This window comes from Pseudomonas sp. PSKL.D1, assembly GCF_028898945.1.
GTDB lineage: Bacteria > Pseudomonadota > Gammaproteobacteria > Pseudomonadales > Pseudomonadaceae > Aquipseudomonas.
In genome coordinates, this window is sequence record NZ_CP118607.1 from 5,665,093 (window position 1) to 5,692,027 (window position 26,935).

Annotated in this window: 30 protein-coding genes and 1 pseudogene; 13 read left to right on the forward strand and 18 right to left on the reverse strand. The window is 61.4% G+C overall.

Annotated elements, in window-relative coordinates; translation table 11 throughout:
- Positions 1-4: 4 nt before the first annotated feature.
- The 10 genes from flgC to flgL are packed head-to-tail and all read left to right on the forward strand — an operon-like array spanning position 5 to position 9,460.
- A complete protein-coding gene (gene flgC / locus PVV54_RS25485) occupies positions 5-412 on the forward strand; it encodes a flagellar basal body rod protein FlgC (RefSeq protein WP_274907839.1) in 408 nt (135 codons plus the stop codon).
- 2 nt (positions 413-414) lie between these two features.
- The gene (locus PVV54_RS25490; protein ID WP_274907840.1) at positions 415-1,092 is read left to right on the forward strand and encodes a flagellar hook assembly protein FlgD; all 678 of its coding nucleotides are present in this window, start codon (positions 415-417) and stop codon (positions 1,090-1,092) included.
- 21 nt (positions 1,093-1,113) lie between these two features.
- Entirely contained in the window at positions 1,114-2,262 is a 1,149-nt protein-coding gene (flgE, locus tag PVV54_RS25495; protein ID WP_274907841.1) for a flagellar hook protein FlgE, read from the forward strand.
- A 4-nt stretch (positions 2,263-2,266) separates the two neighbouring features.
- On the forward strand, positions 2,267-3,022 hold the full coding sequence (locus tag PVV54_RS25500; RefSeq protein WP_274907842.1) for a flagellar basal body rod protein FlgF: 756 nt from the start codon (positions 2,267-2,269) through the stop codon (positions 3,020-3,022).
- A gap of 30 nt (positions 3,023-3,052) precedes the next feature.
- Positions 3,053-3,835, forward strand: a complete 783-nt coding sequence (flgG, locus tag PVV54_RS25505; RefSeq protein ID WP_274907843.1) for a flagellar basal-body rod protein FlgG — start codon at positions 3,053-3,055, stop codon at positions 3,833-3,835.
- A gap of 5 nt (positions 3,836-3,840) precedes the next feature.
- Positions 3,841-4,509 carry a flagellar basal body L-ring protein FlgH gene (locus PVV54_RS25510; protein WP_274907844.1) on the forward strand — a complete coding sequence of 223 codons (669 nt, stop codon included), beginning with the start codon at positions 3,841-3,843 and terminating at the stop codon, positions 4,507-4,509.
- Between the two features lie 10 nt (positions 4,510-4,519).
- The gene (locus PVV54_RS25515; protein WP_274907845.1) at positions 4,520-5,659 is read left to right on the forward strand and encodes a flagellar basal body P-ring protein FlgI; all 1,140 of its coding nucleotides are present in this window, start codon (positions 4,520-4,522) and stop codon (positions 5,657-5,659) included.
- Positions 5,659-6,570 (forward strand): flagellar assembly peptidoglycan hydrolase FlgJ, encoded by a 912-nt coding sequence (gene flgJ / locus PVV54_RS25520; protein ID WP_274907846.1) that lies wholly within the window; start codon positions 5,659-5,661, stop codon positions 6,568-6,570. The genes PVV54_RS25515 and flgJ overlap by 1 nt, the downstream gene beginning before the upstream one ends.
- Before the next feature lie 60 nt (positions 6,571-6,630).
- Positions 6,631-8,241, forward strand: a complete 1,611-nt coding sequence (flgK, locus tag PVV54_RS25525; RefSeq protein ID WP_274907847.1) for a flagellar hook-associated protein FlgK — start codon at positions 6,631-6,633, stop codon at positions 8,239-8,241.
- A gap of 22 nt (positions 8,242-8,263) precedes the next feature.
- The gene (gene flgL / locus PVV54_RS25530; RefSeq protein ID WP_274907848.1) at positions 8,264-9,460 is read left to right on the forward strand and encodes a flagellar hook-associated protein FlgL; all 1,197 of its coding nucleotides are present in this window, start codon (positions 8,264-8,266) and stop codon (positions 9,458-9,460) included.
- 116 nt (positions 9,461-9,576) lie between these two features.
- Here the strand turns inward: flgL and PVV54_RS25535 are convergent, their stop codons facing one another.
- From PVV54_RS25535 to PVV54_RS25550, 4 genes and pseudogenes are all read right to left on the reverse strand, one after another.
- Positions 9,577-9,942 carry a hypothetical protein gene (locus PVV54_RS25535; RefSeq protein WP_274907849.1) on the reverse strand — a complete coding sequence of 122 codons (366 nt, stop codon included), beginning with the start codon at positions 9,940-9,942 and terminating at the stop codon, positions 9,577-9,579.
- Between the two features lie 383 nt (positions 9,943-10,325).
- Positions 10,326-11,297, reverse strand: a pseudogene (locus PVV54_RS25540) (hypothetical protein).
- An 11-nt stretch (positions 11,298-11,308) separates the two neighbouring features.
- Positions 11,309-11,797 (reverse strand): Hcp family type VI secretion system effector, encoded by a 489-nt coding sequence (locus PVV54_RS25545; RefSeq protein WP_274907850.1) that lies wholly within the window; start codon positions 11,795-11,797, stop codon positions 11,309-11,311.
- A gap of 266 nt (positions 11,798-12,063) precedes the next feature.
- On the reverse strand, positions 12,064-12,408 hold the full coding sequence (locus PVV54_RS25550; protein ID WP_274907851.1) for a hypothetical protein: 345 nt from the start codon (positions 12,406-12,408) through the stop codon (positions 12,064-12,066).
- Between the two features lie 758 nt (positions 12,409-13,166).
- On the opposite strand from PVV54_RS25550, the gene PVV54_RS25555 reads away from it, so the two are divergent.
- Positions 13,167-14,023 (forward strand): IS5 family transposase gene (locus tag PVV54_RS25555; protein ID WP_274907383.1). Its coding sequence is split into 2 segments (ribosomal slippage): positions 13,167-13,508 and positions 13,511-14,023, totalling 855 coding nucleotides; the frame shifts between segments, so codons are not numbered across the junction.
- A 534-nt stretch (positions 14,024-14,557) separates the two neighbouring features.
- A complete protein-coding gene (locus PVV54_RS25560) occupies positions 14,558-14,773 on the forward strand; it encodes a hypothetical protein (RefSeq protein ID WP_274907852.1) in 216 nt (71 codons plus the stop codon).
- A 33-nt stretch (positions 14,774-14,806) separates the two neighbouring features.
- On the opposite strand, the gene PVV54_RS25565 is transcribed toward PVV54_RS25560, so the two are convergent.
- From PVV54_RS25565 to fliF, 14 genes are all read right to left on the reverse strand, one after another.
- Positions 14,807-15,295, reverse strand: a complete 489-nt coding sequence (locus tag PVV54_RS25565) for an Hcp family type VI secretion system effector (RefSeq protein ID WP_274907853.1) — start codon at positions 15,293-15,295, stop codon at positions 14,807-14,809.
- A 213-nt stretch (positions 15,296-15,508) separates the two neighbouring features.
- A complete protein-coding gene (gene fliR / locus PVV54_RS25570; RefSeq protein WP_274907854.1) occupies positions 15,509-16,288 on the reverse strand; it encodes a flagellar biosynthetic protein FliR in 780 nt (259 codons plus the stop codon).
- A gap of 6 nt (positions 16,289-16,294) precedes the next feature.
- Entirely contained in the window at positions 16,295-16,564 is a 270-nt protein-coding gene (fliQ, locus tag PVV54_RS25575) for a flagellar biosynthesis protein FliQ (protein ID WP_274907855.1), read from the reverse strand.
- A 19-nt stretch (positions 16,565-16,583) separates the two neighbouring features.
- Positions 16,584-17,333 carry a flagellar type III secretion system pore protein FliP gene (fliP, locus tag PVV54_RS25580; protein ID WP_274907856.1) on the reverse strand — a complete coding sequence of 250 codons (750 nt, stop codon included), beginning with the start codon at positions 17,331-17,333 and terminating at the stop codon, positions 16,584-16,586.
- Complete coding sequence (gene fliO / locus PVV54_RS25585; RefSeq protein ID WP_274907857.1) at positions 17,330-17,731, reverse strand: flagellar biosynthetic protein FliO; 402 nt, start codon at positions 17,729-17,731, stop codon at positions 17,330-17,332. Before fliO ends, fliP begins: the two co-directional genes overlap by 4 nt.
- The gene (fliN, locus tag PVV54_RS25590; protein ID WP_446731434.1) at positions 17,728-18,192 is read right to left on the reverse strand and encodes a flagellar motor switch protein FliN; all 465 of its coding nucleotides are present in this window, start codon (positions 18,190-18,192) and stop codon (positions 17,728-17,730) included. The genes fliO and fliN overlap by 4 nt, the downstream gene beginning before the upstream one ends.
- Positions 18,185-19,264 carry a flagellar motor switch protein FliM gene (gene fliM / locus PVV54_RS25595; RefSeq protein WP_274907858.1) on the reverse strand — a complete coding sequence of 360 codons (1,080 nt, stop codon included), beginning with the start codon at positions 19,262-19,264 and terminating at the stop codon, positions 18,185-18,187. Before fliM ends, fliN begins: the two co-directional genes overlap by 8 nt.
- Positions 19,265-19,268: 4 nt before the next feature.
- Positions 19,269-19,724 (reverse strand): flagellar basal body-associated FliL family protein, encoded by a 456-nt coding sequence (locus tag PVV54_RS25600; RefSeq protein WP_274907859.1) that lies wholly within the window; start codon positions 19,722-19,724, stop codon positions 19,269-19,271.
- A gap of 112 nt (positions 19,725-19,836) precedes the next feature.
- The gene (locus tag PVV54_RS25605; protein WP_274907860.1) at positions 19,837-21,066 is read right to left on the reverse strand and encodes a flagellar hook-length control protein FliK; all 1,230 of its coding nucleotides are present in this window, start codon (positions 21,064-21,066) and stop codon (positions 19,837-19,839) included.
- 8 nt (positions 21,067-21,074) lie between these two features.
- The gene (gene fliJ / locus PVV54_RS25610) at positions 21,075-21,527 is read right to left on the reverse strand and encodes a flagellar export protein FliJ (RefSeq protein ID WP_274907861.1); all 453 of its coding nucleotides are present in this window, start codon (positions 21,525-21,527) and stop codon (positions 21,075-21,077) included.
- A gap of 31 nt (positions 21,528-21,558) precedes the next feature.
- Positions 21,559-22,944: a flagellar protein export ATPase FliI gene (gene fliI / locus PVV54_RS25615; RefSeq protein WP_446731435.1), complete on the reverse strand. Its 1,386-nt coding sequence runs from the start codon at positions 22,942-22,944 to the stop codon at positions 21,559-21,561.
- Entirely contained in the window at positions 22,941-23,633 is a 693-nt protein-coding gene (locus PVV54_RS25620) for a FliH/SctL family protein (RefSeq protein WP_274907862.1), read from the reverse strand. The genes fliI and PVV54_RS25620 overlap by 4 nt, the downstream gene beginning before the upstream one ends.
- Entirely contained in the window at positions 23,626-24,624 is a 999-nt protein-coding gene (fliG, locus tag PVV54_RS25625) for a flagellar motor switch protein FliG (protein WP_274907863.1), read from the reverse strand. The genes PVV54_RS25620 and fliG overlap by 8 nt, the downstream gene beginning before the upstream one ends.
- Positions 24,617-26,326: a flagellar basal-body MS-ring/collar protein FliF gene (gene fliF, locus PVV54_RS25630; protein WP_446731482.1), complete on the reverse strand. Its 1,710-nt coding sequence runs from the start codon at positions 26,324-26,326 to the stop codon at positions 24,617-24,619. Before fliF ends, fliG begins: the two co-directional genes overlap by 8 nt.
- 249 nt (positions 26,327-26,575) lie before the next feature.
- Here fliF and fliE point away from each other — a divergent pair, with 249 nt between their 5' ends.
- A complete protein-coding gene (gene fliE / locus PVV54_RS25635; protein WP_274907865.1) occupies positions 26,576-26,893 on the forward strand; it encodes a flagellar hook-basal body complex protein FliE in 318 nt (105 codons plus the stop codon).
- Positions 26,894-26,935 lie beyond the last annotated feature (42 nt).

Sequence of the window (26,935 nt, forward strand, 5' to 3'; positions counted from 1 at the left end):
CAGCATGTCGATGTTCAGCATTTTCGATATCGCCGGCTCGGCACTCAGCGCCCAGTCAGAGCGCATGAACGTGACCGCCAGCAACCTGGCCAACGCCGACACCGCAAGCGGCCCTGATGGCGAAGCCTACCGCGCCCGCCAGGTGGTGTTCGAAACCCAGCTTGAGGGCGGCAGCGACATCGGTGGAGTGCGCGTGAGCCAGGTGATCGAGGACGGCTCGCCCATGCGCCAGGAATACCGCCCCGGCGACCCGCTTGCCGACGAATCGGGCTACGTGACCATGCCCAACGTCGAGCCGGTGGGTGAAATGGTGAACATGATCGCCGCCTCACGCTCGTACCAGGCCAACGTCGAAGTCATGGCCACCAGCAAAGAATTGATGCTCAAGACCCTGACCCTCGGCGAAGCCTGACCATGACCAGCACGATCGCAAGTTCCGTCCTTGCCACCATGAACAGCACCAGCAGCACCAGCGACAGCTCAAGCAGCAGCGCCGACGAGCTGCAGGACCAGTTCCTCACCCTGCTGACCACGCAACTGCAGAACCAGGACCCGACCGACCCGATGGACAACAGCGAGATGGTCACGCAGCTGGCGCAGATCAGCACCATCAGCAGCATCGAGGAAGTCACCACCACCCTGGAAGGCATCTCCAGCCAGATCAGCGCCTCCGAAACCCTGCAGGCCTCGGCACTGGTGGGCAATGGCGTGCTGATCGACGGCGACACCATCCAGGTGGCCAGCGGCGTTGCCACTGCCTTCGGCGTAACGCTCGACAGCGATGCCGACAGCGTCACCGTGAGCATTTCCGACAGCAGCGGCAACGTGGTCGCCACCCTGGATGCCGGCGACATGAGCGCCGGCACCCAGACCTTGTACTGGGACGGCACGCAGGACGACGGCAGTACCGCCGCCGATGGCAGCTACACCTTCACCGTCAACGCCACCAGCGACGACGAAAGCGTCACCACCACCACGCTCAAGTACGCCCTGGTAACCGGCGTGACCACCGACAGCAGCGACGAAGTAGCACTCGACCTGGGCGGCGTGAGCGACAACGTCGGCCTCAGCGACATCAAGCTAGTGCTCTGAACCCACAACAGGAGAACTACCATGGGCTTTTCCCAAGCGCTCAGCGGCCTGACCGCCGCATCCACCGATCTGGAAGTGGTCAGCAACAACATCTCCAACTCGCAGACCGTGGGTTTCAAGAGTTCGACAGTGCAGTTTGCCGACGTGTATTCCGGGGCTGACGTAGGCCTGGGCACAACCGTGTCGGGCGTGGTGCAGAATTTCGAGTCAGGCAGTTTAACGACCACGGACAACAGCCTGGACCTTGCCATCAACGGCGAAGGCTTCTTCACCTTCACCGACGGCACCCAGACCGTCTATTCCCGTAATGGCCAGTTGACCCTTACCGCCGATGGCTACCTGGTGAATGCGGCGGGCGACCAGCTGCTGGGCGTCAATGGCGTGATCCAGATCCCCACCAGCGGCATGCAGGCCAGCGCCAGCACCGAGCTGGACGCCGAGCTGAACCTGGACTCCAGCGAAGACATCATCACCGACACGTTCGATGCCACCGACTCGTCCACCTATTCGTACTCCACCACCGCCACGGTGTACGACTCGCTGGGCAACAGCCACACCTCGACGCTTTATTTCAGCAAAACCGCTGAAAACACCTGGGAAGTGCACTCGGCCATCGACGGCAACCTGCTGAGCGAAACCCAGACCGTGACCTTCAGCTCCAGCGGCCTGATCACCAGCGGCGAAACCGGCACCTACACCTACGACCCGGACAACGGTGCCGCCGAAATGACCATCGAACTGGACCTGACCGGCACCACGCAGTTCGGTAACGATTCCGAGGTGTCGAGCATTTCCCAGAACGGCTACACCTCCGGCAGCCTGGTCAGCTTCACCATCGACGACACCGGCACGGTGATCGCCACCTACTCCAACGACCAAACCCAGGACATCGACCAGATTCAGCTGGCGACCTTCTCCAACGAGAACGGTCTGCAGTCGAACGGCGACAACACCTGGCTGGCCACCAGTGCATCCGGCCAGGCGCTGTTGGGCGTGGCAGGCAGCGGCTCGCTGGGTTCGATCCTGAGCGGCACCACCGAAGACTCCAACGTCGACCTGACGGCGGAACTGGTGAACCTGATCATTGCCCAGCGCACTTTCCAGGCCAACGCCAAGTCGGTGACCGCGCAAAGTGAAGTGCTGCAGCAAGCCGTGAACATCGGGTCGTAACGCCATGGACCGGATGCTCTACACCGCCATGAGCGGGGCCAACCAGGCCCTGGAGCAGCAGGCTGTGGTGGCCAACAACCTGGCCAACATCGTGACCCCAGGGTTTCGCGCGCAACTGGTGCAGATGCAGTCTGCACCGGTGGCGGGCGAAGGCCTGCCCACGCGGGTTTCGGTCAGCGCCAGCGGCGTGGGCGTGGACTGGAGCGAAGGCCCGGTTACCCAGACCGACCGCAACCTGGACGTCGCCCTGGGCGAAAACACCCTGCTGGCGGTGCAAACCGCCGATGGTCAGGAAGCCTACACCCGCCGCGGCGACCTGCAGGTGGATGGCACCGGCGCCGTAACCCTGGCCGGTAGGCCGGTGATGGGTGACGGTGGCCCGATGAGCGTGCCGATGGGCAGCGAGGTCACCATCGGCAGCGACGGCACCATCAGCGTCCGCGAGCAAGGCATGGAGCCACGCGGCCTCAGCCCGGTCGGCAAGCTGAAGCTGGTGTCTGCCCTGCCCGGCACGCTGGAGGCTGGCACCGATGGGCTGCTGCGCCAACCGCCGGACGCCAACGGAGTATCCCAGCCGCTGGCGGCCGACGACACGCTGCGCCTGACCTCAGGCGCGCTCGAAGGCAGCAACGTCAGCCCCACCGGCGCCATGGTGGCGATGATCGACAACGCCCGCCGCTACGAAATGCAGATGAAAGCCATCAGCGCCGCAGACGAAAACGCCAAGTCCGCCAACCAATTGCTCGCCCTGCAGGGCTGAGCCGGCAACGAATGAACAGGTAACCGATCGATGATCAGATCTTTGTGGACGGCCAAGACCGGCCTTGAAGCCCAGCAAGGGCAGCTCGACGTCATTGCCAACAACCTGGCCAACGTCAGCACCAACGGGTTCAAGCGCTCGCGGGCGGTGTTCGAGGATCTCGTCTACCAGAACGTGCGCCAACCCGGTGCCCAGAGCAGTACCGACACCAATCTGCCATCAGGCCTGCAGGTTGGCACTGGTGTACGCCAGGTGGCCACCGAGCGCCTGCACACCCAAGGCAACCTGGAAGAAACCAGCAACTCCAAGGACCTGGCCATCAACGGCCTGGGCTTCTTTGAAGTGGACATGCCTGATGGCTCCACCGCCTACACCCGCGACGGCAGCTTCCAGCTGGACGCCAACGGTGAAATGGTCACCTCCAACGGCTACAAGCTCACCGCCGGCATCACCATCCCGGCCAGCGCCACATCGATCAGCGTCAGCACAGACGGCATCGTGTCGGTCACCCAGCCGGACAGCACCGCGTCGACCCAGGTCGGCCAGTTGAACCTGGCCTTGTTCGTCAACAACGCCGGCCTGGAGAGCATCGGGCAGAACTTGTACAAGGAAACCGACGCCTCCGGTGCCCCCACCGAGACCACGCCCGGCCTGAACGGTGGCGGCACCGTGAGCCAAGGCTATGTGGAAACCTCCAACGTCAACGTGGTGACGGAAATGGTCGGCATGATCCAGACCCAGCGCGCCTACGAAATCAACAGCAAGGCCGTCGAAACCTCCGACGAAATGCTGCAACGCCTGACCCAGCTTTGATGGCCATGACCCCACTCCGTATAACCGCCCTGCTGCTGGCCTGTACCTTGGCGGCCACCGGCTGCACGCAGCTTATTCGCAAGCCGGTCGTGCCTGACGAGTCCATGGACATTCCCTCGCCGCCCATGCGCATGGCCAACGGCTCGATCTACCAGGGTCAGCGTGGCTCGCAACCACTGTTCGAGGACCGCCGCCCACGCGTGGTCGGCGACACCCTGACCGTGCAGCTGAACGAGCAGGTCAGCGCCAGCAAGACCTCGTCGTCCAGTGCCGACCGCAGTGGCAGCATGGGCCTGGCGTTTTCCACTACGTCCGACCGCGAGTCCAAGGTGGGCAATTACGGCCTGAACGCCTCGACCGACCATGAGTTTGCCGGCAGCGGCGGCAGCCGAGCCAACAACTCGTTCACCGGCACCATTTCGGTAACCGTGATGGAAGTGCTGGCCAACGGTAACTTGCGCGTGCGGGGTGACAAGCAAATCGCAATCAACCAGGGCACCGAGTTCATCCGCTTCTCTGGCGTGGTCAACCCACGCTCGATTACCGGCGAAAACACCGTGCTGTCCAGCCAGGTGTCCCTGGCCCGCATCGAATACGTGGGTGAGGGTTACATCAATGAGGCGCAGCGCATGGGCTGGCTCCATCGCCTGCTGCTGAACCTGTCACCTTTCTAGCGAGTGAGCCATGGCTGAGTCCCCCTCCTTGCGGTCGCGCCGCGCACACTGGCTGCTGCGCCTGCTGCTGGTCGCCTGCCTGCCGCTGCTGTGCGGCACCTCTGAAGCCGAACAGATCCGCGACATTGCCGATTTCGCCGGCATCCGCACCAACAACCTGGTGGGCTACGGCCTGGTGGTCGGGCTGGACGGCACTGGCGACCAGACTACCCAAAGCCCGTTCACCGAACAGGGCCTGACCAACATGCTGTCGCAGCTTGGGGTGACCTTGCCCAGCGGCGCCAACATGCAGATGCGCAACATCGCGGCGGTGATCGTCACCGCCGACCTACCGCCCCTGAGCCGCCCCGGCCAGAAAATCGACGTAGTGGTGTCGTCGATAGGTAACGCCAAAAGCCTGCGGGGCGGCACACTGTTGATGACCCCGCTCAAAGGCGCCGATGGCGATGTGTATGCCATGGCCCAAGGTAACCTGCTGGTGGGCGGTGCAGGGGCGTCCGCCAATGGCAGCAGCGTGCAAATCAACCAGCTGGCCGGCGGGCGCATCAGCCGCGGCGCGGTGGTGGAGCAAACCGTACCGCTGAACCTGGGCATGCAGAACGGCGTCCTCGAACTGCAGTTGCGCGAACCGGACCCGGCCACCGCGCAACGGGTTGTGTTCGCCATCAACAGCGAAATGCGCAACACCGTCGCCTCGGCCGTGGACGGCGGCCTGGTACAGATCCAGGGGCCCTTCTCGGCCAACGAGCGGGTCAACTTCATGGCGCGCATCGACAGCATCGAAGTGCTGCCGATGCAGGCCCGCCCCAAGGTCATCCTCGATTCGCGTACAGGTTCGGTGGTGCTCAACGGTTCGGTGAAATTGTTCCGGGCCGCAGTGGCCCATGGTGACCTTTCGGTGACCATCGACACCACCAACACCATCAGCCAGCCGGGTGCCTTGAGCGGCGGGCAGACCGCCGGCACCGCCAACAGCGACATTTCCATCCAGACCCAAGCCCGTTCCCTGCGCGTGCTGGAGGGCAGTGCCGACTTGATGGACGTGGTCAAAGGCCTGAACGCGCTGGGCGCCACGCCCCAGGACTTGATGGTGATCCTGCAGGCGCTGAAAGCCGCCGGCTCCCTGCGGGCCGAGCTGGAGATCATCTGATGAGCCTTTCCGATGGTGCGGCAGGTTTTGCCTATGACGTGCGCGGCCTGCAGCGCTTGCGCAGCGAGGCCGGGCGCGAAGGCGAAGCCGGCCTGAAAGAAGCGGCCCGGCAGTTCGAGGCGTTGTTTCTACAGAACATGCTCAAGAGCATGCGGGCCGCCATCCCGAAATCGGAGCTGTCCAACAACTCTCAGACCGAGCTCTATACAGAGATGCTCGACCAGCAGTTGGCACAGAACCTGGCAGGACGCGGCATGGGCCTGGCCGATCAATTGACGCGTAGCCTGGCCGGCAGTGGGCTGGTCAGCGAACGCCAGGCCGCCGCCAGCGAATCCCCCGTTGTCAGCCTGGCCCGGCAAGCGCCGGCCTTCGATGCCTGGAAGCGTTACGAAGTGCGTGCCGAAGGGGCTGACCGCGCCGCGCATGTTGAAAACTTCGTCGCCCGCCTGGCCGACCCGGCACGCCAGGCAGCGGGCAAGAGTGGCGTGCCTGCCGAGCTGATCCTTGCCCAGGCCGCCCTGGAAACTGACTGGGGCCGTCGGCGCATCACCTGCGCCGACGGCAGCGACAGCCACAACCTGTTCGGCATCAAGGCCGGCGGGCGCTGGCAGGGCCAAACCACCGAGGTGCAAACCACCGAGTACGTAGCCGGTGAAGCTCAGAAACAAGTGGAAAGCTTCCGCGTCTACCCGGATGCCCAGGCCGCCTTCGACGACTACGCCCGGCTGATCCGTAGCCGCCCCGGCTATGCCGCCGCACGCAACGCCGCCAGCAGCAGCCAGGCAGCAGTCGCATTGCAACAAGGTGATTACGCCACCGACCCGCAGTACGCCAGCAAACTGATTGCCGTCATGGCCACCATCGGCCCGCTGCCGCCTGCCGGGCCCATCGCGCTTGCCAATGAGCAGTAACGCTCAAGATGCCCCTGCGCCGGGCCGATGTTGCGCAACATGTAGCCCAGGAGTTTTCCGATGAGCATCATTTCCATTGGCGTCAGCGGCCTTACGGCGGCGCAAATCGCCCTTGCCACCAGCAGCAACAACACCACCAACGCCTACACCGACGGCTACACCCGCCAGGTCGCCACCTTCAGCGAATCCTCCTCGGGTAGCGGCGTGCAGGTGTCCAGCGTCGACCGCCAGTACAACCAGTTCGTCACCACCCAGCTCAACGGCTCGATCAGTGCAGAAAGTGCGCTGTCTACCTACCAGACCGAGATCGACCAGATCGACAGCCTGCTGGCCGACAGCGACGGCAGCCTGGACACCCTGCTGCAAAGCTTCTTCTCGGCCATCCAGACCCTCACCTCGGACTCAAGCGACACCGCGGCCCGCGAAGAAGTGGTTGGCGCCGCAGAAACCCTGGCCAGCCAGTTCAACCAGCTGGGCAGCTACCTGTCCGAAATGGCTGAGGACGTGAACAACCAGATCGACGACCAGGTAACTCAGATCAACGACCTGAGTGCGCAGATCGCCACGCTCAACGACCAGATCAGCCTGTCCGAAACGCTGGGCAGCACATCCAACGACCTGCTCGACCAGCGCGACCTCCTGGTCAGTCAACTCAGCGAGCTGGTGGCAGTGGACGTCAATGTGCAGGACAACGGCAGCTACACCGTTTCGCTGAGCAACGGCATGGCGCTGGTTTCCGGGGGTGACAGCTTTGAACTCACCACCGAAGTGTCCGCCACCGATCCGAGCGAATCGTCCATCAGCTACGTGGATGCTGCCGGCAACAGCGTTGCGCTGGATACCGACACACTCGACAGCGGCTCGCTGGGTGGCCTGCTGGAGTTTCGTGACACCACGCTGGCCGAAACCCAGAACCAGCTGGGCCTGATGGCCGTGTCGCTGACCCAGGCGTTCAACACCCTGCAAGCCGAGGGTATCGACCTCAATGGCGATACCGGCAGCGACTTCTTCTCGGTCGCCGACCCGGTGGTGTACGGCAACACCGGCAATACTGGCGATGCCACGCTGACGGCCACGTTCAGCGACGATGTGAGCGAGCTTACCGCCAGCGACTACACCGTAACCTGGTCGGACAGCGACGGCTTCACCGTCACCCGCAATGACACAGGCGCCAGTGTCGACGCCACTTACGACAGTGACAGTGGCACCCTGACCTTTGCTGGCATGGAGCTGACCGTCAGCGGCACCGCCGATGAGGGTGACAGTTTCCTGGTGCAACCCACCCGCAACGCCGCCAGCAGCTTCACCACCGTCATCAGTGAAGGCGAGCAGATTGCGGCTGGCACCTCCAGCGGTGCCAGCGACAACACCAATGCCCTGGCAATGCTCGACCTGCAAACCAGCGACATCGTAGGCGGCAGTGCCACGCTCAGCGAAACCTACGCCTCGCTGGTAAGCGATGTGGGCAGCAGCGCCACCCGAGTGGCCGCGCAACTGGAAACCCAGTCGGCCCTGACCGACCAGCTGACTACCCTGCAGCAGTCGGAGTCCGGCGTGAACCTCGACGAAGAAGCCGCCAACCTGATCGTCTACCAGCAGTACTACCAGGCCTGCGCGAAGATCGTCGAAGTAGGCACCACGGTGCTCGACACCATCCTCGACATCAGCTGATAGCCGCCAAGGAGAGCCCGCCATGCGCTTGAGCAGTGCCACCATCTACAACCAGAACCTCAACTCCATGCTCGACCAGCAAGCCCAGTACCAGGCCGCTGCGCTGGAGGTGTCCAGCGGCACCCGCGTGGTCAACCCGTCGGACGATTCACTGGCTGCCGCGCAGGCCGTGAGCGTGCGCCAGTCGATTGCCGCCAACGAGCAGTACGCCGACTCCCGCGCCGCCATCACCACGTCGCTGTCCCAGGAAGAAAGCACCCTCGACAGCATCAACGACGCCATCACCAGCGCCATGAGCCTGGTGGTGCAGGCCGGCAACGGTACCTTGAGCGATGCCGACCGCGAGTCCCTGGCCACCTCGCTGCAGGGCGTTTACGACACGCTGGTCACCCTCGCCAACAGCACCGACAGCAACGGCAACTACCTGTTCTCCGGCTACCAGAGCCAAACCCCGGCCTTTGCCGAGAACGCCGATGGCGAGCTGGTCTATCAGGGCGACGACAACGTGGTCACGCAACAAGTCAGCGCCACCCAGACCATGGCCAGTGGCGACAATGGCGCCACGGTGTTCCTCTCCGTCAGCAGCACCGCCGGTTTCGTTGCCGAGGCCGGCGACAACAGTGGCACCCTGACCTTCGACGGCCCGGATGTCGCCGACACCAGCGCCACCAACTACGGCGAAGCCTTCACCCTGACCTTCAGCACCGCCGACGATGTCACCCTGCAATACAGCATCGACGGCCAGGACCCGGTGGCCTACACCGACGGCGAAACCCTGGAAATCAACGGCCTGAGCCTGACCCTGAGCGGCACACCCGCCGAAGGCGACACCCTGACCGTAAGCGCCGCAGCCGATGCCGACCCCGATGTGTTCGCCACCCTGCAAAACCTGATCACCGCACTGCAAACCCCCGTGGAAGATGACGCCGACCAGGCCGCGCTGACCAACACCCTGTCCACCGCCAACCGCGAACTGAGCAATGCCCAGGACAACGTGCTGACAACGCTTACCTCGGTGGGTACGCGCCTGAGCCAGGTGGAAGTGCTGGACACCATCGGCGACGACCTTGCGCTCAGCTATACCGAGCGGCTGTCGGGCCTGGTGGATGCCGACTACACCGAGTCCATTTCACGCTATGTAACCCTGCAGGTTTCGATGCAGGCGGCGCAGCAGACATTTGCCAGCGTGCAGCAGCTGTCGTTATTCGAGTACATCTAACCCCCCAACAACCGCTCCTCAGGCACACACAACCCCCTGTAGGAGCGGCTTCAGCCGCGAACACCGGCAAAGCCGGTGCCATCCTCAGCGAGGCTGCACCTCAATCACCATTCCACTTACTGCCTAACCACAGCACTGAAAATGAAAAACACAACCCCGGAGATTACAAGTCCGCCCCAAGAAATCATCAGTTTTCTTTTCAGTCTAACCGGAAATCTCAGCACTTCCTCAGCATCTGCTGCGCCCTTCCATATGAACAGTTTTGGCATCATCAACATATTTGCAGCCAGACAAGCTCGCAATACTCTCCCAACCAAACCTGCCGCTGCAAAGTTAGCCTTGTTATCTTGCACATAACGACATCTCGAGAGGTTATATTCAATAATTTCAAGGTATAGACAAGCCAAGTAGATCATCATGCCTACACCAATTGACATCCAAAGCAGCAGCATAGACGCTGTTATTACCAGCACTGTGTTCACCTTTTGTACCTAGCGCCTAAAAAATTTTATCCACACGCAAAAAGCCACAAAAGAAATGAGCCAGGTCAAGTGGCACATCCATGCAAGCACTAAATATTTCCTGAGTTGTTTTGGTAGGCTTTTCACATCGCCAACGTCAATCAACCCTTTGCGCTCGCAAAATTTATGCATAGAGAGCATTGCAGCAATTGATCCTGTGCGCACAATCTTCCCCACCATCCCAGAACCAGAGAGAGACAACCGTACATCATTCACCAACCTACTATTACTAAAGTGCGACTCGATTAAGTCAAGATACCGAGAAGCTATTATTCCCCACACACCAAAAACAACTAAAGGCGAGACAAACAGAGGAACCCCAATAGATAAAATTTGCAAGTTTGTCATTGATTGTACTCATATAAAACATCTCCCAGCTCTTCACCAGCTAATCCACCAAGTGTTCCGCCTACAGCCCCTCCCACACCTCCCCCCACTACGACACAGACGAGAGCACCCGTTCCTCCGGTGGCAATTCCTAGTGCTCCACAGACCATAGGCCCCAACATAGTTCCGGCGCCGCCGACAACACTTCCCAAGCCCACGCTGCCGACCAAGCTGCTTCCATTTACATACTTGGCCTTTTTACAGTCTTCCTCCCTGCCTTCAATACACGCCTTGTGAATCGACAGCCCGGTAGCTGTAACATCCAACGCTATGCCAATATATGTCCCGCTCTTGAGCAGATTCGCAGCCCTCGCCACCCCCGTCATCTTCTCGGCATACCCCTTAATCTCCCCCGCACTCAAATACCGTTTGGTCGATATCTGCAACATCCGTTTGGTCGCCCCTTGCCTGCGCAGCCCGGAACCATAAGCCGCCAACTTCTCAAGCTACTCCTCCAGTTGCATGAACAGCGCCGTGCGCTTCGCGTAAAACTCATCACGCGCGCGGAGGGTGCCGCTGCCCATGTACTGTCGATGCAACTGCTCGATCTGCTCCAGCGTCTTCTCGATTGCCTTCAGGTGTTTGGCCCAACCATCGGTGGCAATCCCTACCCCCATGGAGGCATGGGCCAGCAAACTCTGCAGCATCTCGAAGTTATCCAGCAGAAACCCGTCCACACCCCCGCCGTTGAACACGATGTCGCGGTGGATGCTCACCGCCTTGGCCATGAGGTACGCCTCATGGCTGGTGCAGGACGGGGTACTGGGGTCGCCGACGATCACCAATTCACCGGCGAACACCACCGTGTTGACGATGTGCGCGTTCAGCACATCGAATTTGGTGGCTTGATTGGCGTTCATCGGGGTGTTGCGCTTGAGCGTTGCGTAGTTCTGCGCGATGGGGTTGATGAAACTGCGTGCTTCGGCCATGGCGTTTTCCCTCACGCAAATGTCTTGTTGCCGATACGATCCCAGCCGCCGGTGACGTTGCCGCCCCCACTGCCATCGCGGCGCTGTTGGAGGGTGTAGGTGGTTTTGATGCGGCCGTAGTCGAGCTGCACGACTTCGGTGGGTACGCCGTTGTGGGCGCTTTGGGCGTAGTCGGCGATGATCACTTCTTCGAGCACCACTTCGTAGTACTTGAGTTTGTCGCCACCGGCCCGGCAGACCACCAGCTTTACCTCTTTCAGGTGCTGCCCGGTGCAGCTGGCCTGGAGCAGTTTGCAGCTGGCGCTGTCGAGGTATTTGGTGAAGGTGAGGTTGCTGAGGGCAGTACGCCCTGATGTGGCGCCGCCTGCGGTGCTGGCGGTGGCGGAGGTGCTTTGGCTGGTGCCGAAGGTGTAGCCGAGGATTTCGATCCAGTTGGGGTACTGGGCGTCCTTGGACTCACCGGCGATTTCGGCGATTTGAAGGTAGGCGTCGAAGGCCATGGTTACTGTTCCTTGTAAACGATTGGTGAGCTGACGAGGCTAGGCCTTGGGGGCAGCAGCTGCAATGGTTTCAAGGAGATCGACGCTTATTTCAGAAATTTCCTACATTTTTACTCATCTTGTTACACGTCAGGGTAGGAGCGGCTTTAGCCGCGATGCAGGCGACGCGGTGACTGGCACCGGCTGCGCCGGTGATCGCGGATGAATCCGCTCCTACAGGACATGAGCACTTATGTTTGCCCATAACTAAAAATCAACCAAGCGCGTTACAGCAGTATCAGCAAGACCAATATGCACAATGAAACCCACAGCCCAACAAGCAACCACTTCAATCTTCTTGGGAATCGCGCTATCTCAATGCCATCCGCCAACCCTTTACGAATAAATGGCCCAGGCATAAAAAACATGATAGCTATACAACAGGTACGTATGATTTTGCCGGGCAACCCAACCCGAGAAAAACCTTCTTGCAAAATAGCAATATATTTTGAATTAACCAGCAAAGCCTCAACGCGATCCACATAACAGATTGCCACATAAGTAATCACTACAACAACCAGCCCTAAACCGAAAATCACAATGCCAACTATACCTGACGCCAAAGTTATCATTCTGACCCCCAGCAATATAAGAACTCCCCTATCTTTTTACTCATATTGTTACAAGTCCTTGTAGGAGCGGCCTTGTGTCGCGAAAGGGCCGCAGAACGGCCCCGGCAATATCTGCTACAAAACTGAAATCCTGGGGCTGCTTCGCACCCTTTCGCGACAAGAGGCCGATCCTACCGGACATGAGCACACCAGCTTGCCCATACCTGAAAATACAGCCAAACACTACTGGGACACATAGAATCTATATATTCGATTTAGCCAGCTTTAGCCAGCAATAACACGCCACCATTGACAAAAAAACCACGAGATGAGCAATCCACAATCCTATTAGAAAGCGCCTCATCCGAACAGGAAAGCTATCCACGTCTCCAGAGTTCAGCAGTCCCTTTCTGATACAAATATCTCTCATTGACAAAAGCACTGAAATCGAACCCAGCCTCAGAACCTTTCCCACTACACCTGCCCCAGAGAATATATTTTTATTTCCCTCTACCATTTTGCTATTGGTGAAGAAAGATTCCACATACGACACATATCGAACTGCAGAATATATCCACACAAGTAAAATAATTGCCGCAGCCAAAAAAAGCGTGAAAATTATTAGCCCAAACGCTATGGACTTCATTTCGTCACCTCCAGCACAATTGTTCCGAATTCTTCCCCTAGGCTCTGTACGAAATCCCGAGAAACCCAATCGCCACCCTTCGGACGCTGAATTTCTGTAGGGTTCCCGGCCATCTACGGAAAGGAATTCTGTGATGGCAAAGCGTTACGAACTCTCGGATGAGGCTTGGACTGTGGTCGCCGATCTCTTCACAGAAACCCATTGCCGGGGGCGGCCCCGCCTGAGCGACCGTCTGATGCTCGATGGCGTGCTTTGGGTACTTTGTTCGGGTGCAGCGTGGCGAGATATGCCGGAACGCTTTGGCCCTTGGTCAACGGTGTATCAACGGTTCCGGGGCTGGCGAAACCAGGGCACATTCGATCAGATGCTCAAACGCTTGCACCTGAGACTGAATGAGCAAGGCTTGATTGATTTGCAAACCTGGATGATCGACTCAACCGCAGTACGCGCAACCCGAGCCTCTTCTGGCGCCGGGAAAAAAGGGGGCCTGACGAGCCTGCCGATCACGCTCTAGGCCGCAGTCGCGGTGGCCTGACAACCAAGATTCACATGCTCTGCGACGCCAACGGGACACCGTTGCGCTTCCTCCTCTCTGGCGGCCAAGCCAGTGACATCAGCTACGCGCAACCTCTGCTGGACGAAGTCAGCATTCCATCGAGCCAACGAGGCCGCCCGCGTAAACGCTGCAAGTGGTTGCTTGCCGACAAGGGCTACGACGCCGAAGCGCTGCGCCGCTACTGCGACCAATATCGAATGCAACCCGTCATTCCGATGCGTTCGATGAAGCGCAAGCCCAAGCCTGGCTTACCCAGGCTGTTTGACCGCCCCAAGTATCGACAGCGCAACATCATCGAACGCATGTTCGGCTGGCTGAAAGAGAACCGCCGGATCGTGACACGCTTCGACAAGCTCGCAAAAAGCTATGCCGCCATGGTCTCGCTGGCTTGTTCCATGCGATGTTTGCGACATCTCTTTTCGTACAGAGCCTAGAGCGCCTCCCACTTCCCCACCAGCCAGACCTCCTAATCCACCACCTACAACTGCACAAGCCAGCGCCCCTGGCCCACCGGTAGTTATCCCAAGAAACATTCCACACGCTATAGGTGCAAGATATCCACCCAACGCACCCCCACCCATACCACCAATCGTTTCACCCGCCAATGTACTGCCATCTACATATTTCGCCTTCCTGCATTCTTCTTCACGCCCCTCAGTACAAGCCTTGTGAATCGAAAGCGCGGTCGCAGTAACATCCAGCGCTAATCCAACGTACAACCCCTTCTGAACCAAGTTGGCCGCCCTCGCCACCCCAGTCATCTTCTCGGCATATCCCTTAATATCCCCTGCGCTCAAATACCGCTTGGTCGATATCTGCAACATCCGCTTGGTCACCCCCTGCCTGCGTAGCCCGGACCCATAAGCCGCCAACTTCTCAAGCTGCTCCTCCAGTTGCATGAACAGCGCCGTACGCTTCGCGTAAAACTCGTCACGCGCACGAAGGGTGCCGCTGCCCAGGTAGTCGCGGTGCAACTGCTCGATCTGCTCCAGCGTCTTCTCGATTGCCTTCAGGTGTTTGGCCCAACCATCGGTGGCAATCCCTCCCCCCATGGAGGCATGGGCCAGCAAACTCTGCAGCATCTCGAAGTTATCCAGCAGAAACCCGTCAACACCTCCGCCGTTGAACACGATGTCGCGGTGGATGCTCACCGAGCGTTGCGTAGTTCTGGGCGATGGGGTTGATGAAACTGCGTGCTTCGGCCATGGCGTTTTCCCTCACGCAAATGTCTTGTTGCCGATACGATCCCAGCCGCCGGTGACGTTGCCGCCCCCACTGCCATCGCGGCGCTGTTGGCGGGTGTAGGTGGTTTTGATGCGGCCGTAGTCGAGCTGCACGACTTCGGTGGGTACGCCGTTGTGGGCGCTTTGGGCGTAGTCGGCGATGATCACTTCTTCGAGCACCACTTCGTAGTACTTGAGTTTGTCGCCACCGGCCCGGCAGACCACCAGCTTTACCTCTTTCAGGTGCTGCCCGGTGCAGCTGGCCTGGAGCAGTTTGCAGCTGGCGCTGTCGAGGTATTTGGTGAAGGTGAGGTTGCTGAGGGCAGTACGCCCTGATGTGGCGCCGCCTGCGGTGCTGGCGGTGGCGGAGGTGCTTTGGCTGGTGCCGAAGGTGTAGCCGAGGATTTCGATCCAGTTGGGGTACTGGGCGTCTTTGCATTCACCGGCGATTTCGGCGATTTGAAGGTAGGCGTCGAAGGCCATGGTTACTGTTCCTTGTAAACGATTGGTCAGCTGACGAGGCTAGGCCTTGGGGGCAGCAGCTGCAATTGTTTCAAGGAGATCGACGCTTATTTCAGAAATTTCCTACATTTTTACTCATCTTGTTACACGTCAGGGTAGGAGCGGCTTTAGCCGCGATGCAGGCGACGCGGTGACTGGCACCGGCTGCGCCGGTGATCGCGGATGAATCCGCTCCTACAGGTTCTCGGTGAACAGCTGCATGAAGCGTAACGTCTGGTTCAGCAGGCCCGCCAAAAACTGCCCCAGGTCGCCCACCACCACCATCAACAGCACCATGCCCACAAACAGCGTTGCAGGGAAACCGACTGAAAACACCGTCAGCTGCGGCGCCACGCGGTTGAGGATGCCCATCGCCAGGTTGATGATCAGCAACGCACCCACCATGGGCAGCGCCAGCAACAGGCCGGTCAGGAAGATGGTGCCGCCATGCTGTGCCAACAGATTCCAGGCGTTCGGGTTGAAGCCGAAGTGGCCAATCGGAAGACGGGTGAAAGTGGAAGCCAGCAACTCCAGCACCATCAGGTGCCCGCCCAAGGCCAGGAACATGAGGATGGTCACCAGGCTGAGAAACCGCGACAGCACCTGGCTGTTGGTACCCGTGTCGGCAGAAAAGAACGAGGCAAAGGCCAAACCCATCTGCATGCCGCAGATTTCCCCGGCCATCTCCACCACCGCCAGGGTGATGCGCATGATCATGCCCAACGACATGCCGATCAGCATCTGCTCAACGATGACGCCAAACCCCGCCCAGGAAAACACGGCGATATCGGGCATGGGCGGCAGGTTCGGCGCCAGCAGAAAGGCGATCAACAAGGCCAGGCCAACCTTGACCTGATTCGACACATTCTTGTGCCCCAGAATCGGGTCGCTCATGAAAAACGCCAGCAACCGGCAAAACGGCCAGAGCAAGGCGCTCAGCCACAGCTGCAGCTGGTCCCAACCAACCTCGATCAACGCTGCTCAACCCACCAGTGTCGGCAAGCTGGTGATCAGCGCCCGGGTGTAGTCCACCAGCAACTCCATCAGCATTGGGCCGGCGAGGACCAATACCAGACAAACGCCAGCAAGCTTGGGGATGAACGACAAGGTCGATTCGTTGATCTGTGTGGCGGCCTGGAACAAGCTCACCAGCAAGCCGATGAACAAGGTCACCAGCAGCAGCGGCGCCGACACGGTCACGCACATGCGCATGCCTTTGTAGGCAAGGTCCATCACCATTTCCGGGGTCATCGCAAGGCTCCTCGCAGGCTCATACCGGGTAGAAACTCTGGGCCAGCGAACCGAGCAGCAACTGCCAGCCGTCCACCAGTACGAACAACATCAACTTGAACGGCAGGGAAATGGTCGACGGCGGCACCATCATCATGCCCAGCGCCATCAGCACACTGGCCACCAGCAGGTCGATGATCAGGAATGGGATGAAGATGGTGAACCCGGCCTGGAAGGCCGTTTTCAGTTCGCTGGTGACAAAGGCCGGCAACAGCACCCGCATGGGCACATCGTCCGGGCCCTGGATGTCGCCCAGCTTGGCCAGCCGGGCATACAGCGCAAGGTCTGCCTGGCGCGTCTGCGCCAGCATGAAGGTGCGGAAGGGCTTGCTGCCCTCGGCCAGAAACTGCTCGACGTTCATTTCATCCTGGGAAAACGGCACCCAGGCCTTCTGATAAGCCTGCTCCAGGGTCGGCGACATGACGAAGAAGGTCAAAAACAGCGCAAGGCCCAACAACACCTGATTGGGCGGTGCGCTGGTGGTGCCAATGGCGGTGCGCAGCAGGCCGAGCACGATGATGATGCGCGTAAAGCCGGTCATCATCAGCAACGCCGCCGGCAGAAACGCCATGGCGCTGAGCAGCAGCAAGGTCTGCAAACTCAACGACCACTTTTCGCCGCCGGCCTGCCCGGTAAAGCCCGACAAGCCCTGCACTGCTGGCGCGGCATCGGCCACCGGCAGCAACACCACCATCAGCAATGGCACCCAGGCCAAGCGCTGCAGGCTCATGGGCGTTGCCCGCCCTGTTTCAACGCCTCGACCAGGCGCGCGGCAAAGCTGCGCCCCGCGAGCTCGGGCGCCGCTATGTCGGCGGCGGAAGGCGCGTCGAGCTCTGCCAGGCAGGCCACTTGCTGCGCAGTCACGCCCAGCACCAGCCAGCGCCCACGCACTTCAACCACCACCACTCGCTCGCGCTGCCCCAGGCGACTGCTGCCCACGACCCGTACCAGCTTTTCGGCACCCGCGGGGCGAGCATTCAAGCGCGAGGCCAGCCAGCCACACAGCAGCACGCAGGCCATGACCACAACCAATGCGAGTGCTGTCTTGCCCAGCAGGCTCAACCCCACCAGATCCTCAGCGGGCACGCCAAAGCTGGCTGCCGGGGCCAAGTTTGTAGCGGCCGTCATCGGTTGAGCTTCTGTACACGCTCGGACGGCGTGATGATTTCGGTGATGCGAATGCCATAGCGGTCATCCACCACCACCACTTCACCCTGTGCGACCAGGTAGCTGTTGATCAGGATGTCCATCGGCTCACCCGCCAGGCCGTCGAGGGCCAGTACCGACCCCTGCGCCAGCTCCAGCAGCTGCTTGATGGTGATCCGCGTGCGGCCAAGCTCAACGCTGAGTTTGACCGGGATGTCCATGATCATTTCCAGCTCGCGCACCGAAGCGGCCGGCTTGGCCGTGCCCAATGGCTTGAAGACGGTGCTTTCAGCGCCATTGCCTGCCGGAGCCGGGGCCGGAACCGACTCGGCCTGTTCCGCCAGTGCTGCGGCCCACGGGTCTTCGGCGTCGGCACCTTGTTCGGCCATGGCGCTGGCCCATTCGTCTTCTTCGCGCGGTTCTGGGGTGTTTGGGTCACTCATGATCGGGTTCCTTGGCTTTGGGCAGGTGGCCCTTGACGAATCGGCTGGAAGAGGACGACTTGCCGATGGAGTGATCGATCAACTCCTTCACCAGCAAGGCGCGGGCGCCGTTGTAGCTGCCGTACTCGCAGGTCATCACCGGCACTCCGTCCACGCGTACCTTGACGCTGTCCGGCAGGTCGATGGGCAGCACGTCTCCGACTTTCAATGCCATGACCTGGCCAAGCCGCGATTCGATTTCGACAAAATCGGCGATCAGGTCGACCTGCGAGTGGGTAATCTCGTCCGCCATGCGCCGGTTCCACTGGCGCTCCTCTTCAGGGTTGGCATCGGTCAACGGCCCGGTCAGCAGCTGGCGCATGGGCTCGATCATCAGGTAGGGGATGACGATGTTGAAATCGGTGGACAAGTTGCCCACTTCCAGGTGGAACGTGGCATTGACCACGATCTCGTTGGGCGAGCCGGTGATGTTGGCGAACTTGGCCTGCATCTCGGAACGCAGGTATTCGATCTCCAGCGGGTACACCGACTTCCAGGCCGTGCTGTAGGCGTCCACCGTCAACCCCAGCAGGCGCCGGATGATGCGCTGCTCGGTATTGGTGAATTCGCGCCCTTCGGACTTGGTCACGAAACGGCCATCACCGCCGAACAGGTTGTCCACCACCATGAACACCACGCTGGGGGGAAACACCACCAGCGCAGTGCCGCGCAGCGGCTTCATTGCCAGCAGGTTGATATTGGAGGGCATTGGCAGGTTCAGGGAAAACTCACTGAAGCTCTGGTAGCCAATGCTCTTGAAAGTGATGTCCACGTTACGCCGGATGAGGTTGAACAGGCTCATGCGGAAGTGGCGTGCGAAGCGGCCATTGATGATGTCGAGGGTGTGCAGGCGTTCCTGGACTACGCGGTGCTGTGTAACCGGGTCGTAGGGGCGGACCCGCTCTTCATCCAACGCCTCGCCACCGGCGAAGTCGAACCCCTCGTCCTCGGCCAGGCCGGAGGTGTCCAGCTCATCGCCGCCTCGCAGCAGCATGTCGATCTCGTCCTGCGAGAGCATGTCGTGGGTCGGCATGGGCTTACTGCACGATGAAGTCGGTGTAGAGCACACCGAGCAACGCCAGGTCGGGCTGGTCGGCTGCCAGGGTACTGCGCAGCAGCTCCAGTATCTTCGCCGCCAACGCGTTCTTGCCCTGCGGGGTAGCCAGCTCATCGCTGTCCTGCCCGCTGAGCACGGTAAGCAGCTGGCTGCGAATCCTCGGCATGTAGAGCACCAGCAATTTCTGCGTGGCTTCGTTGCCGACTTCAAGGTTGAAGCCCACGTAAAGCATCATCGGCTCGTCGTGGATGTTGCGCAGGTTGACCGTCATGGGTGCGACGCTCACCAGCAGTGGCGCCACGTGAACAGTGCGGGCAGCCTGCGCATTGGCGCGCTCACGCATCACGTAAGCGTACACACCAGCGGAGCTGGCTGCGGCGGCGACCAGGGCTATGGGGGCGAACCATAGCCAGATCTTCTTGGTGGTGGTGGGCATGGACAGCTGCCTTGCGGAAAATGCGGTTCGAAAGGGCGCAAGTATGCCCAGCGGGTGGGGGTGGCTAAGGTGTGATTAGGGGGGCTTAAGGGGGTTATCTTGTGGCTTTGCCTTACAGATAAAGGTCAACGCCCAGGCGCGAGGCAACCACCTGCTCCACCGCCGCCATCTGTGGCGCCTGCGCCACCGGTTGCGAGCGCTCATCCGCGCCTGAGCCCTGCGATTCACGCCGGGGCTGCTCACCCGCCGCCTGTCGCGAGCCACCGTCATTGACCGACGCTTCGCCCAGCGTCAGGCCCTGTGATGCCAGCGCGCTCTGTAACTGTGGCAACGCTTGCTCCACGGCGGCCCGCACCGACGCGTGGGCCGAATGGAACTGCGCCTGCACGCCGCTCTCGCTTACGTTCAGGCTGATCGACAGCGGCCCGAGGTCGGTCGGGTTGAGTTGCATGTCCATTTTCTGCTCGCCACGCCGGACCATGGCGACCACCTGCTGGCCCAGATCACTTTGCCAAGACTCGCTACCTACGGTAGGCATTGCCTGGGCTGTGGATGCCAGCGCACTGCTGGAAGCCGGTGCTGCAGCCATGACCGGTGCCTGAACGTTGGGCAGCAAAGCAGGGTCGGCGTCCGCCGGTGCGCTTGGTGCTCCATCGGCGGTTGCACTGACCGGTGCGTCTGCTTGAACGCTGTCCGCCATCACTGCCTCCAATTGGCCGGTCGGGGCTTGCGCAGCGGCAACCTGAGCATCGGCCTGAGGCCACGCCGCCACTTCAGCCTGAGCGTCATCAACACCAGATGCCGTGGCGGGGCTGGCTGACCAAGCCACAGGGGGTGGGGCAGCCACCGCACCTGAGGCCAGTTGGCCGGCCGTGTCAATCAGCTCAAGCCGATGACGGATCGCTTCCAGCGAGTCCTCAGGTTGAGTTGGGCTGTCATCGGTGGCCAGATCATCGCCCTCTGATACTTCCTGCAAGCCCGCGAGCGTACTGACAGGTTCATCATCCGGCGGCAGCTCTGGCTCATCCAGCGAAAGTGTCAACGCTTGAGGCTGGTTCGTGACTGCCTGCGGCTGGGGTGCTTCTGGCAGTTCCGGCTGGGGCTCGGCGGTTGCAGCAGGCAAAGCCGGCGCATCCGCGACCACAGGTATTGGCTCAGCAACCTGAGCCTCCACTGGCGTGGCCATCTTCAGCGTTGGTGCCGGTACGGCAGTGGTTTGTGCCGCTTGCGCCTGCGAAAGGGCTGTGTCAAAGCCGGTTGCTCCGCCAGCGGTTGCTGCATCGGTGGCCGCTGCAGGGGCCTCTGCCGGCGCGACAGGCGAAATGGCGGTGATGATATCCACAGGAAGCCTCAGAATCCGCTGATGAATGATGTGCGCCGAGCCTGGCCCGCCAGCTCGTCGGTACGCCGCTGGTCGGCACGGCCAGCAATCAGGCGCTCCTGCTCCATACGCCGGGCCAACAGGGTTTCCAACGCATTGACCTTGCGCCACTGCTGCCGCCAGGCGTCCTGGTGCTGCGCCAATTGCGTGCGATGACGAGCCAGGCTTGTCTGCGCCCGTTCGATAGCACCCTCCAGCGACTTCAGAAAGCCCCGGTAATTGGCCAACGTCGACGGGCTCATGCCTGCACCCACCAGTTCCCGCTGCAGGCTCTGGCGATACTCGGCTTCATATTGGTCCAGCAGGCGCAGCTGTTCGGCCATCTGCTGCTCGGTGCGACGGCTTTGTGCCAGTGCGCTGGCAGCAGCCTCGCGGGCCCGGTCGGTGAGTTCGATTAGGAGTTGGAGTGACGCATGCGCCATGGGTGTTTACCTGTACGTACCGGGTCTGGGGTCATTTGCCGGGGAACAGCTGGTCAAGCCCGGCAAGCGTGTCGGCTACCGATGCACGCTCGTGAGTGCGCTGCTGCAGGAAGCGCTCGATGTGCGGATACAGCGTTACCGCACGGTCAAGCTGGGCATCGTGCCCCGGCGCATAAGCCCCCACGCTGATCAGGTCGCGGTTGCGCTGATAACGCGACAACGCCTGCTTGAGTTTCTGCGCCCTGCGCTGTTGCGGTTCGCTGACGATGGCGTTCATCGCCCGGCTGATCGAGGCTTCGATGTCGATGGCCGGGTAATGCCCGCTTTCCGCCAACTGGCGTGACAGCACGAAATGGCCATCAAGGATGGCCCGCGCCGAGTCGGCGATCGGGTCTTGCTGGTCGTCGCCCTCGCTGAGCACGGTATAAAACGCGGTAATCGAGCCACCGCCCCGGGGGCCGTTGCCGGCACGCTCCACCAGCTTTGGCAGCTTGGCGAAGACGGAAGGCGGGTAACCCTTGGTTGCTGGCGGCTCGCCCAGCGCCAGGGCGATCTCGCGCTGGGCCATGGCGTAGCGGGTGAGCGAATCCATGATCAGCAGCACGTCCTTGCCCTGCTCCCGAAAGTCTTCGGCCAGGCGCGTGGCATACAGCGCGCCCTGCAACCGCTGCAGCGGCGAGGCATCAGCGGGTGCTGCCACCACCACGGAGCGCTGCAACCCCTCTTCGCCCAGAATGTTGTCGATAAAGTCCTGAACTTCACGGCCCCGCTCACCAATCAACCCAACCACCACCACATCAGCCTGGGTGTAGCGTGCCATCATGCCCAGCAGTACCGACTTGCCCACACCGGAGCCTGCGAACAGGCCCAGGCGCTGGCCTTTACCAACACTCAGCAGTGCATTGATGGCGCGGATGCCCACATCGATCTGCTGTTCGATTGGCGCACGCTGCAACGGGTTGACCGGCTGGCCATGCAGGCTGGCGCGATGCGTTGCCTGCAACGCGCCCTTGCCATCGAACGGGTTGCCGCTGCTGTCCAGCACCCGGCCAAGCAGGCCCATGCCCAAGGGCACAGGGCGCACACCGTCGCTGGCGCCTGGCTCGTCGGCCAGGGCAAAAAACCTGGCCCCCGCCTGCAGGCCGTGAATTTCCTCAAGGGGCATCAGGTAGAGCACTTCACCGGCAAAACCGATCACTTCGGCCTCGGCGAATACAGCAGGGTTTGCGCCAGCCCGCACCAGCTCGATACGGCAACCCGCGCCCAAAGGCAGGCGCAGGCCAACCGCTTCCAGAACGATGCCGGTTGCCCGGGTAATGCGGCCACTGCGCTGATAGCCGGGAACGTGCAGAGCGTCACCGGCCAAAGCTTCCAGGCCTCGCCCCCAACGCTGCAGGTGTGGATTGGCACCTATCACTGCTGCGAGTCCAGCAGCCACTGGCCATTACGCTCGAACAGGGCTTGGCGGGTCTGGCAGGTGGCGTCCAGCTCTGCCCCGCTGCTGTGCACCCGGCAACCGCCCGGCAATAGTGCAGGGTCGGCTTGCAGCGCCCAGCCCGCCGCTTCAAGTTCATCCGCCAGGTTGCTCTGCACCCACGGCAAGTCATCGGGGTTCAAGCTCAACGCAGGCTTGCCCCCCAGCACCGGGTCGCTGGCCAGCATCTGCCGTACCAGTTCCTGCACCTGCTCGGGCTGCACGGCCATCGCCTTGCCGGCAAGGCGGGCTGCCAGGTCCAGCGCCATACGCCCCAGTTGCCCGGCCACTTGGCTATCCACTTCGCGCAACGCTTCATCAAAGCTCACGCACAGCGCACGCAGCGGCTCCAACGTTTGGCGAACCTGTTGGCGCAACTCCTCTGCAGCCGCCTCACGCCCTTCGGCCAGGCCCTGTGCATAACCTTGCTCCTTACCTTGGGCAAGGCCCGCCTGCTCAGCCTCAGCCATGGTCTGCTCACGCAGGCGCTGCAACTCCAGACGCTGTTCGAAGGCACGCTTGCGGGCGTGTTCACGGCGTGCCATCAAGGCATCCGCTGCCGCCGAATCACCCGCGCCCAGCGGTTCCATGCACCATGGCTGCCAATGAGCCTGCGGCAAGGGCTCAGACATAGGCGTCATCACCCCGTGCGGTCACCATGTCACCGGTTTCGGAGAGGCGACGAACAACCTGCAGGATCGACTTCTGCTCGGCCTCGATCTGCGACATGCGGATTGGCCCGCGGGCCTCCATGTCTTCACGGAACAACATGGCCGCACGCTGCGACATGTTGCGCAGGAAGCGGTCGAGCAAAGGCTCCGACGCCCCTTTCAGGGCGATGGACAGGGCGTTGCTGTCGATGTTCTGCAGCAGCGTCTGGATGCTGCGATCGTCCACATCGGCCAGGTTCTCGAACAGGAACATCTCGTCGAGGGTCTTCTGCGCGAGGTCGGCGTTGTAGTTGCGCAGGTTTTCGATGGCAGAAGCCTCGTGGCTGGTGGCCATCAGGTTGAGGATTTCCGCCGCGGCCTTCACGCCGCCCATCTTGCTGCGCTTGAGGCTCTGGCCATCGAGCATGCCGCCCAACACTTCGGTGAGTTCGTGCAGCGCTACCGGCTGCACGCCATTAAAGGTGGCGATGCGCAGGATGATGTCGTTGCGCAGCCGCTCGGTCAGCAACTGCAGAATTGCCGAAGCCTGGCTGCGCTCCAGGTGCACAAGAATGGTGGCGACGATCTGCGGGTGCTCGTCGCGGATCATTTCCGCCACCATCTGCGCTTCCATCAGGTTCAGCTTGTCGATGCCCGAGGCGCTGTTGCTGGTTTCGAGGATGTCGTCGATCAGGCTGGCAGCCCGTTCGCTGCCCAGCGCCTTGGTCAGCACAGCCCGAATGTGGTCACTGCTCTGGATGTTGATGGCTGCGTACTGCTCGGTCTCATCCATGAAGTCGGCCAGCACCTGGCGCATTTCCTCATGCGATACCTGGCTGAGCTTGGCCATCTCCCGGCTGATGTGCTCAACCTCTTCACCCGGCAGAAACTTGAACACTTCCGCCGCGCTGTCGGCATCCAGCGACAGCAGCAGGATGGCACTGCGGCGGGCACCGCTGATTTTGTTACTCATGCTTTTTCATCCAGCCACGCACAATCATGGCAACCAGGCGCGGGTCATCAGTGGCAAGCCGCTTGAGGCTCTCCATGTTCTGTTCGTATGCAGCGGCCTTGCGTGGCAGTGCCGGGCGCGAAGCGCCATCGGCACCCAGCATGGCATCGGCGCCCGCGCCGCTCGGCGTCAGGTCCATGTCGTCGTCTGCCAGCTCCATCAGGCCTGTCTGGCCCGTAGCCGCGGCGCGGCGCTGCATCGGTTTAAGCACTTTCTGCCACAGCACGAAGGCCACCGCCGCCACCAGCAGGTAACGCAACAGGCCCAAGGCCAGGTCGTGTGCTTCTGCGGTACGCCACCACGGCAATTCGTCCAGCTGCGCCTGCTCGTCCACGAAGGGGCTGTTGACCACCTGCACGGTATCGCCGCGGCCCTCGCTGAAGCCCATGGCCTGGCGCACCAGGTCATTGATGCCGGCCATTTCTTCCTTGCTCAACGGCTCGGTGGTGGGGGCGCCATCCTTGAGCACGGTGCGGTAGTTGACCACCACGGCAGCTGCAAGGCGCTGTACGTTGCCAAGGCTGGACTTGACGTGCTCCACGTCGCGGTCGACTTCGTAGTTGACCATGCGCTCGGTCTGCAGCGACTTGCCGGGCTCGGCGGTTGCACTGGCAGTAGCGGCATTGCCACCGGCCGGCGTTGGTGCGTTGGCGCGGGTCGGGGCAGGCGTATTCGGCGGGGAGTTGGTCAGCGCGCCCGGCACACCACGGCCGGCATCGCTGCCCTGCAGCATGCGCTCGGAGGTTTGCTGGCTACGTACCGCAGCGGCGCTGGTTTCCTGATTGGGGGCATAGCGTTCGGCGGTGCTCTCACGCGTCGAGAAGTCCACCTGAGCCACGACCCGGGCATGCACGTTGCGGCTACCCAGCAGCGGCGCGAGGATTTCTTCAATGCGCCGCTGGTAGCTGCGCTCGATTTCGCTCACGTAATCAAGCTTGGCGTCGTCGAGGCCGTCGCTGTCATGGCTGCGCGACAGCAGGCGGCCGCTCTGGTCAACCACGGTCACCCCGTCCACGGCCAGTTCCGGCACGCTGGAAGTCACCAGGTGAATGATTGCACTGACCTGGCCCTGGCCCAGTTCGCGGCCGGGCTGCAGGCTCAGGGTCACCGAGGCACGGGCCGCTTCGCGATCACGGGCGAATACCGAGTCCTTGGCCATTACCAGGTGGACCCGGGCATGGGCTACCGGCCCCAGGGATTCAATGGTACGCGCCAGTTCGCCTTCCAGGCCGCGCTGGTAATTGAGGTGTTCAGCGAACTGGCTGATGCCGAAGGCTTGTTTGTCCAGCAACTCAAAGCCGATGCTGCCGCCTTTGGGCAAGCCTTGTTCGGCCAGTTGCAGGCGCAAGGCGTTTTTCTGTTCGGCAGGCACCATGATGGTATGCCCGCCCTCCCCCAGCCGGTACGGTACGCCGCGCTTGTCCAGCTCGCTGATCACCTGGCCACCGTCGGCCTCGCTCAGGTTGGAGAACAGCACGCGGTACTCCGGCTCCTGCGCCCACAGCAGCAAGGCCACCACCACGGCGACTGCAGCGGCACCCGCCAGCATGAAGGGCAATAACGGCCGCCCGCGCAGCAACGCCGTCAATGCATCCAGGGGCCGGATGGGGTTGGCGATCGGCAGGTTCTTTTTTGCGGCCTTGGCCTGGGCAGCAGTCGTCACGAACACCTCGAAACGTGGGTTCTGGCGGTAAAGAAGGGCATTGCAGAGTCCGCTGGCAGTGGAAATCGGCCCGCAGTCCATCGGCCCAGAGGCGCGCAAGGCTTGGCGGGATTGGCTCAGCGTCATTCTGGCGAAGGCGCCCTCATGCAAAGGGCAGAAAAGCCCGCTGTTTTGCAGCCAATTGGGCAGATATGAACTTTCACCTACTTGTTAATCTGCGCGCAGTCACCCACCACGAGCCCCAGCGCCATGACCACCCAAGCCATCGCCGAAGCCCTGCAGCAGCTGAGCAGCCTTGCCGAACAGGCCCAGGGCGCCTCCACCCGCAATGCCAACCCGGCTGCGAGCGGTTTTGCGGGTGAACTGGAAAGCTCTCTGCAGCGCATCGTGCAGTTGCAGCGAACCGCCAGCACCCAGGCCAACGCGTTCCAGGCCGGCAGCAGCGAGGTGTCGCTGAGTGACGTGATGGCCGATTCGCAGAAAGCCAGCGTGGCTTTCCAGATGGGTGTACAGGTACGCAACCGGCTGCTCACGGCTTACAAAGATGTAATGGCCATGCAGGTTTGAGAGGCACGTCACACTTTTTCAGCATGCTCCGTTAAAGACGCA

Bases quoted from the DNA above. Each gene is read 5' to 3' on its own strand.
- flgC (WP_274907839.1), top strand. From the start codon at position 5: ATGTCGATGTTCAGCATTTTCGATATCGCCGGCTCGGCACTCAGCGCC.
- PVV54_RS25490 (WP_274907840.1), top strand. From the start codon at position 415: ATGACCAGCACGATCGCAAGTTCCGTCCTTGCCACCATGAACAGCACC.
- flgE (WP_274907841.1), top strand. From the start codon at position 1,114: ATGGGCTTTTCCCAAGCGCTCAGCGGCCTGACCGCCGCATCCACCGAT.
- PVV54_RS25500 (WP_274907842.1), top strand. From the start codon at position 2,267: ATGGACCGGATGCTCTACACCGCCATGAGCGGGGCCAACCAGGCCCTG.
- flgG (WP_274907843.1), top strand. From the start codon at position 3,053: ATGATCAGATCTTTGTGGACGGCCAAGACCGGCCTTGAAGCCCAGCAA.
- PVV54_RS25510 (WP_274907844.1), top strand. From the start codon at position 3,841: ATGACCCCACTCCGTATAACCGCCCTGCTGCTGGCCTGTACCTTGGCG.
- PVV54_RS25515 (WP_274907845.1), top strand. From the start codon at position 4,520: ATGGCTGAGTCCCCCTCCTTGCGGTCGCGCCGCGCACACTGGCTGCTG.
- flgJ (WP_274907846.1), top strand. From the start codon at position 5,659: ATGAGCCTTTCCGATGGTGCGGCAGGTTTTGCCTATGACGTGCGCGGC.
- flgK (WP_274907847.1), top strand. From the start codon at position 6,631: ATGAGCATCATTTCCATTGGCGTCAGCGGCCTTACGGCGGCGCAAATC.
- flgL (WP_274907848.1), top strand. From the start codon at position 8,264: ATGCGCTTGAGCAGTGCCACCATCTACAACCAGAACCTCAACTCCATG.
- PVV54_RS25545 (WP_274907850.1), bottom strand. From the start codon at position 11,797: ATGGCCTTCGACGCCTACCTTCAAATCGCCGAAATCGCCGGTGAGTCC.
- PVV54_RS25550 (WP_274907851.1), bottom strand. From the start codon at position 12,408: ATGATAACTTTGGCGTCAGGTATAGTTGGCATTGTGATTTTCGGTTTA.
- PVV54_RS25565 (WP_274907853.1), bottom strand. From the start codon at position 15,295: ATGGCCTTCGACGCCTACCTTCAAATCGCCGAAATCGCCGGTGAATGC.
- fliQ (WP_274907855.1), bottom strand. From the start codon at position 16,564: ATGACCCCGGAAATGGTGATGGACCTTGCCTACAAAGGCATGCGCATG.
- fliP (WP_274907856.1), bottom strand. From the start codon at position 17,333: ATGAGCCTGCAGCGCTTGGCCTGGGTGCCATTGCTGATGGTGGTGTTG.
- fliO (WP_274907857.1), bottom strand. From the start codon at position 17,731: ATGACGGCCGCTACAAACTTGGCCCCGGCAGCCAGCTTTGGCGTGCCC.
- fliN (WP_446731434.1), bottom strand. From the start codon at position 18,192: ATGAGTGACCCAAACACCCCAGAACCGCGCGAAGAAGACGAATGGGCC.
- fliM (WP_274907858.1), bottom strand. From the start codon at position 19,264: ATGCCGACCCACGACATGCTCTCGCAGGACGAGATCGACATGCTGCTG.
- PVV54_RS25600 (WP_274907859.1), bottom strand. From the start codon at position 19,724: ATGCCCACCACCACCAAGAAGATCTGGCTATGGTTCGCCCCCATAGCC.
- fliJ (WP_274907861.1), bottom strand. From the start codon at position 21,527: ATGGCGCATGCGTCACTCCAACTCCTAATCGAACTCACCGACCGGGCC.
- PVV54_RS25620 (WP_274907862.1), bottom strand. From the start codon at position 23,633: ATGTCTGAGCCCTTGCCGCAGGCTCATTGGCAGCCATGGTGCATGGAA.
- fliG (WP_274907863.1), bottom strand. From the start codon at position 24,624: ATGAGTAACAAAATCAGCGGTGCCCGCCGCAGTGCCATCCTGCTGCTG.
- fliE (WP_274907865.1), top strand. From the start codon at position 26,576: ATGACCACCCAAGCCATCGCCGAAGCCCTGCAGCAGCTGAGCAGCCTT.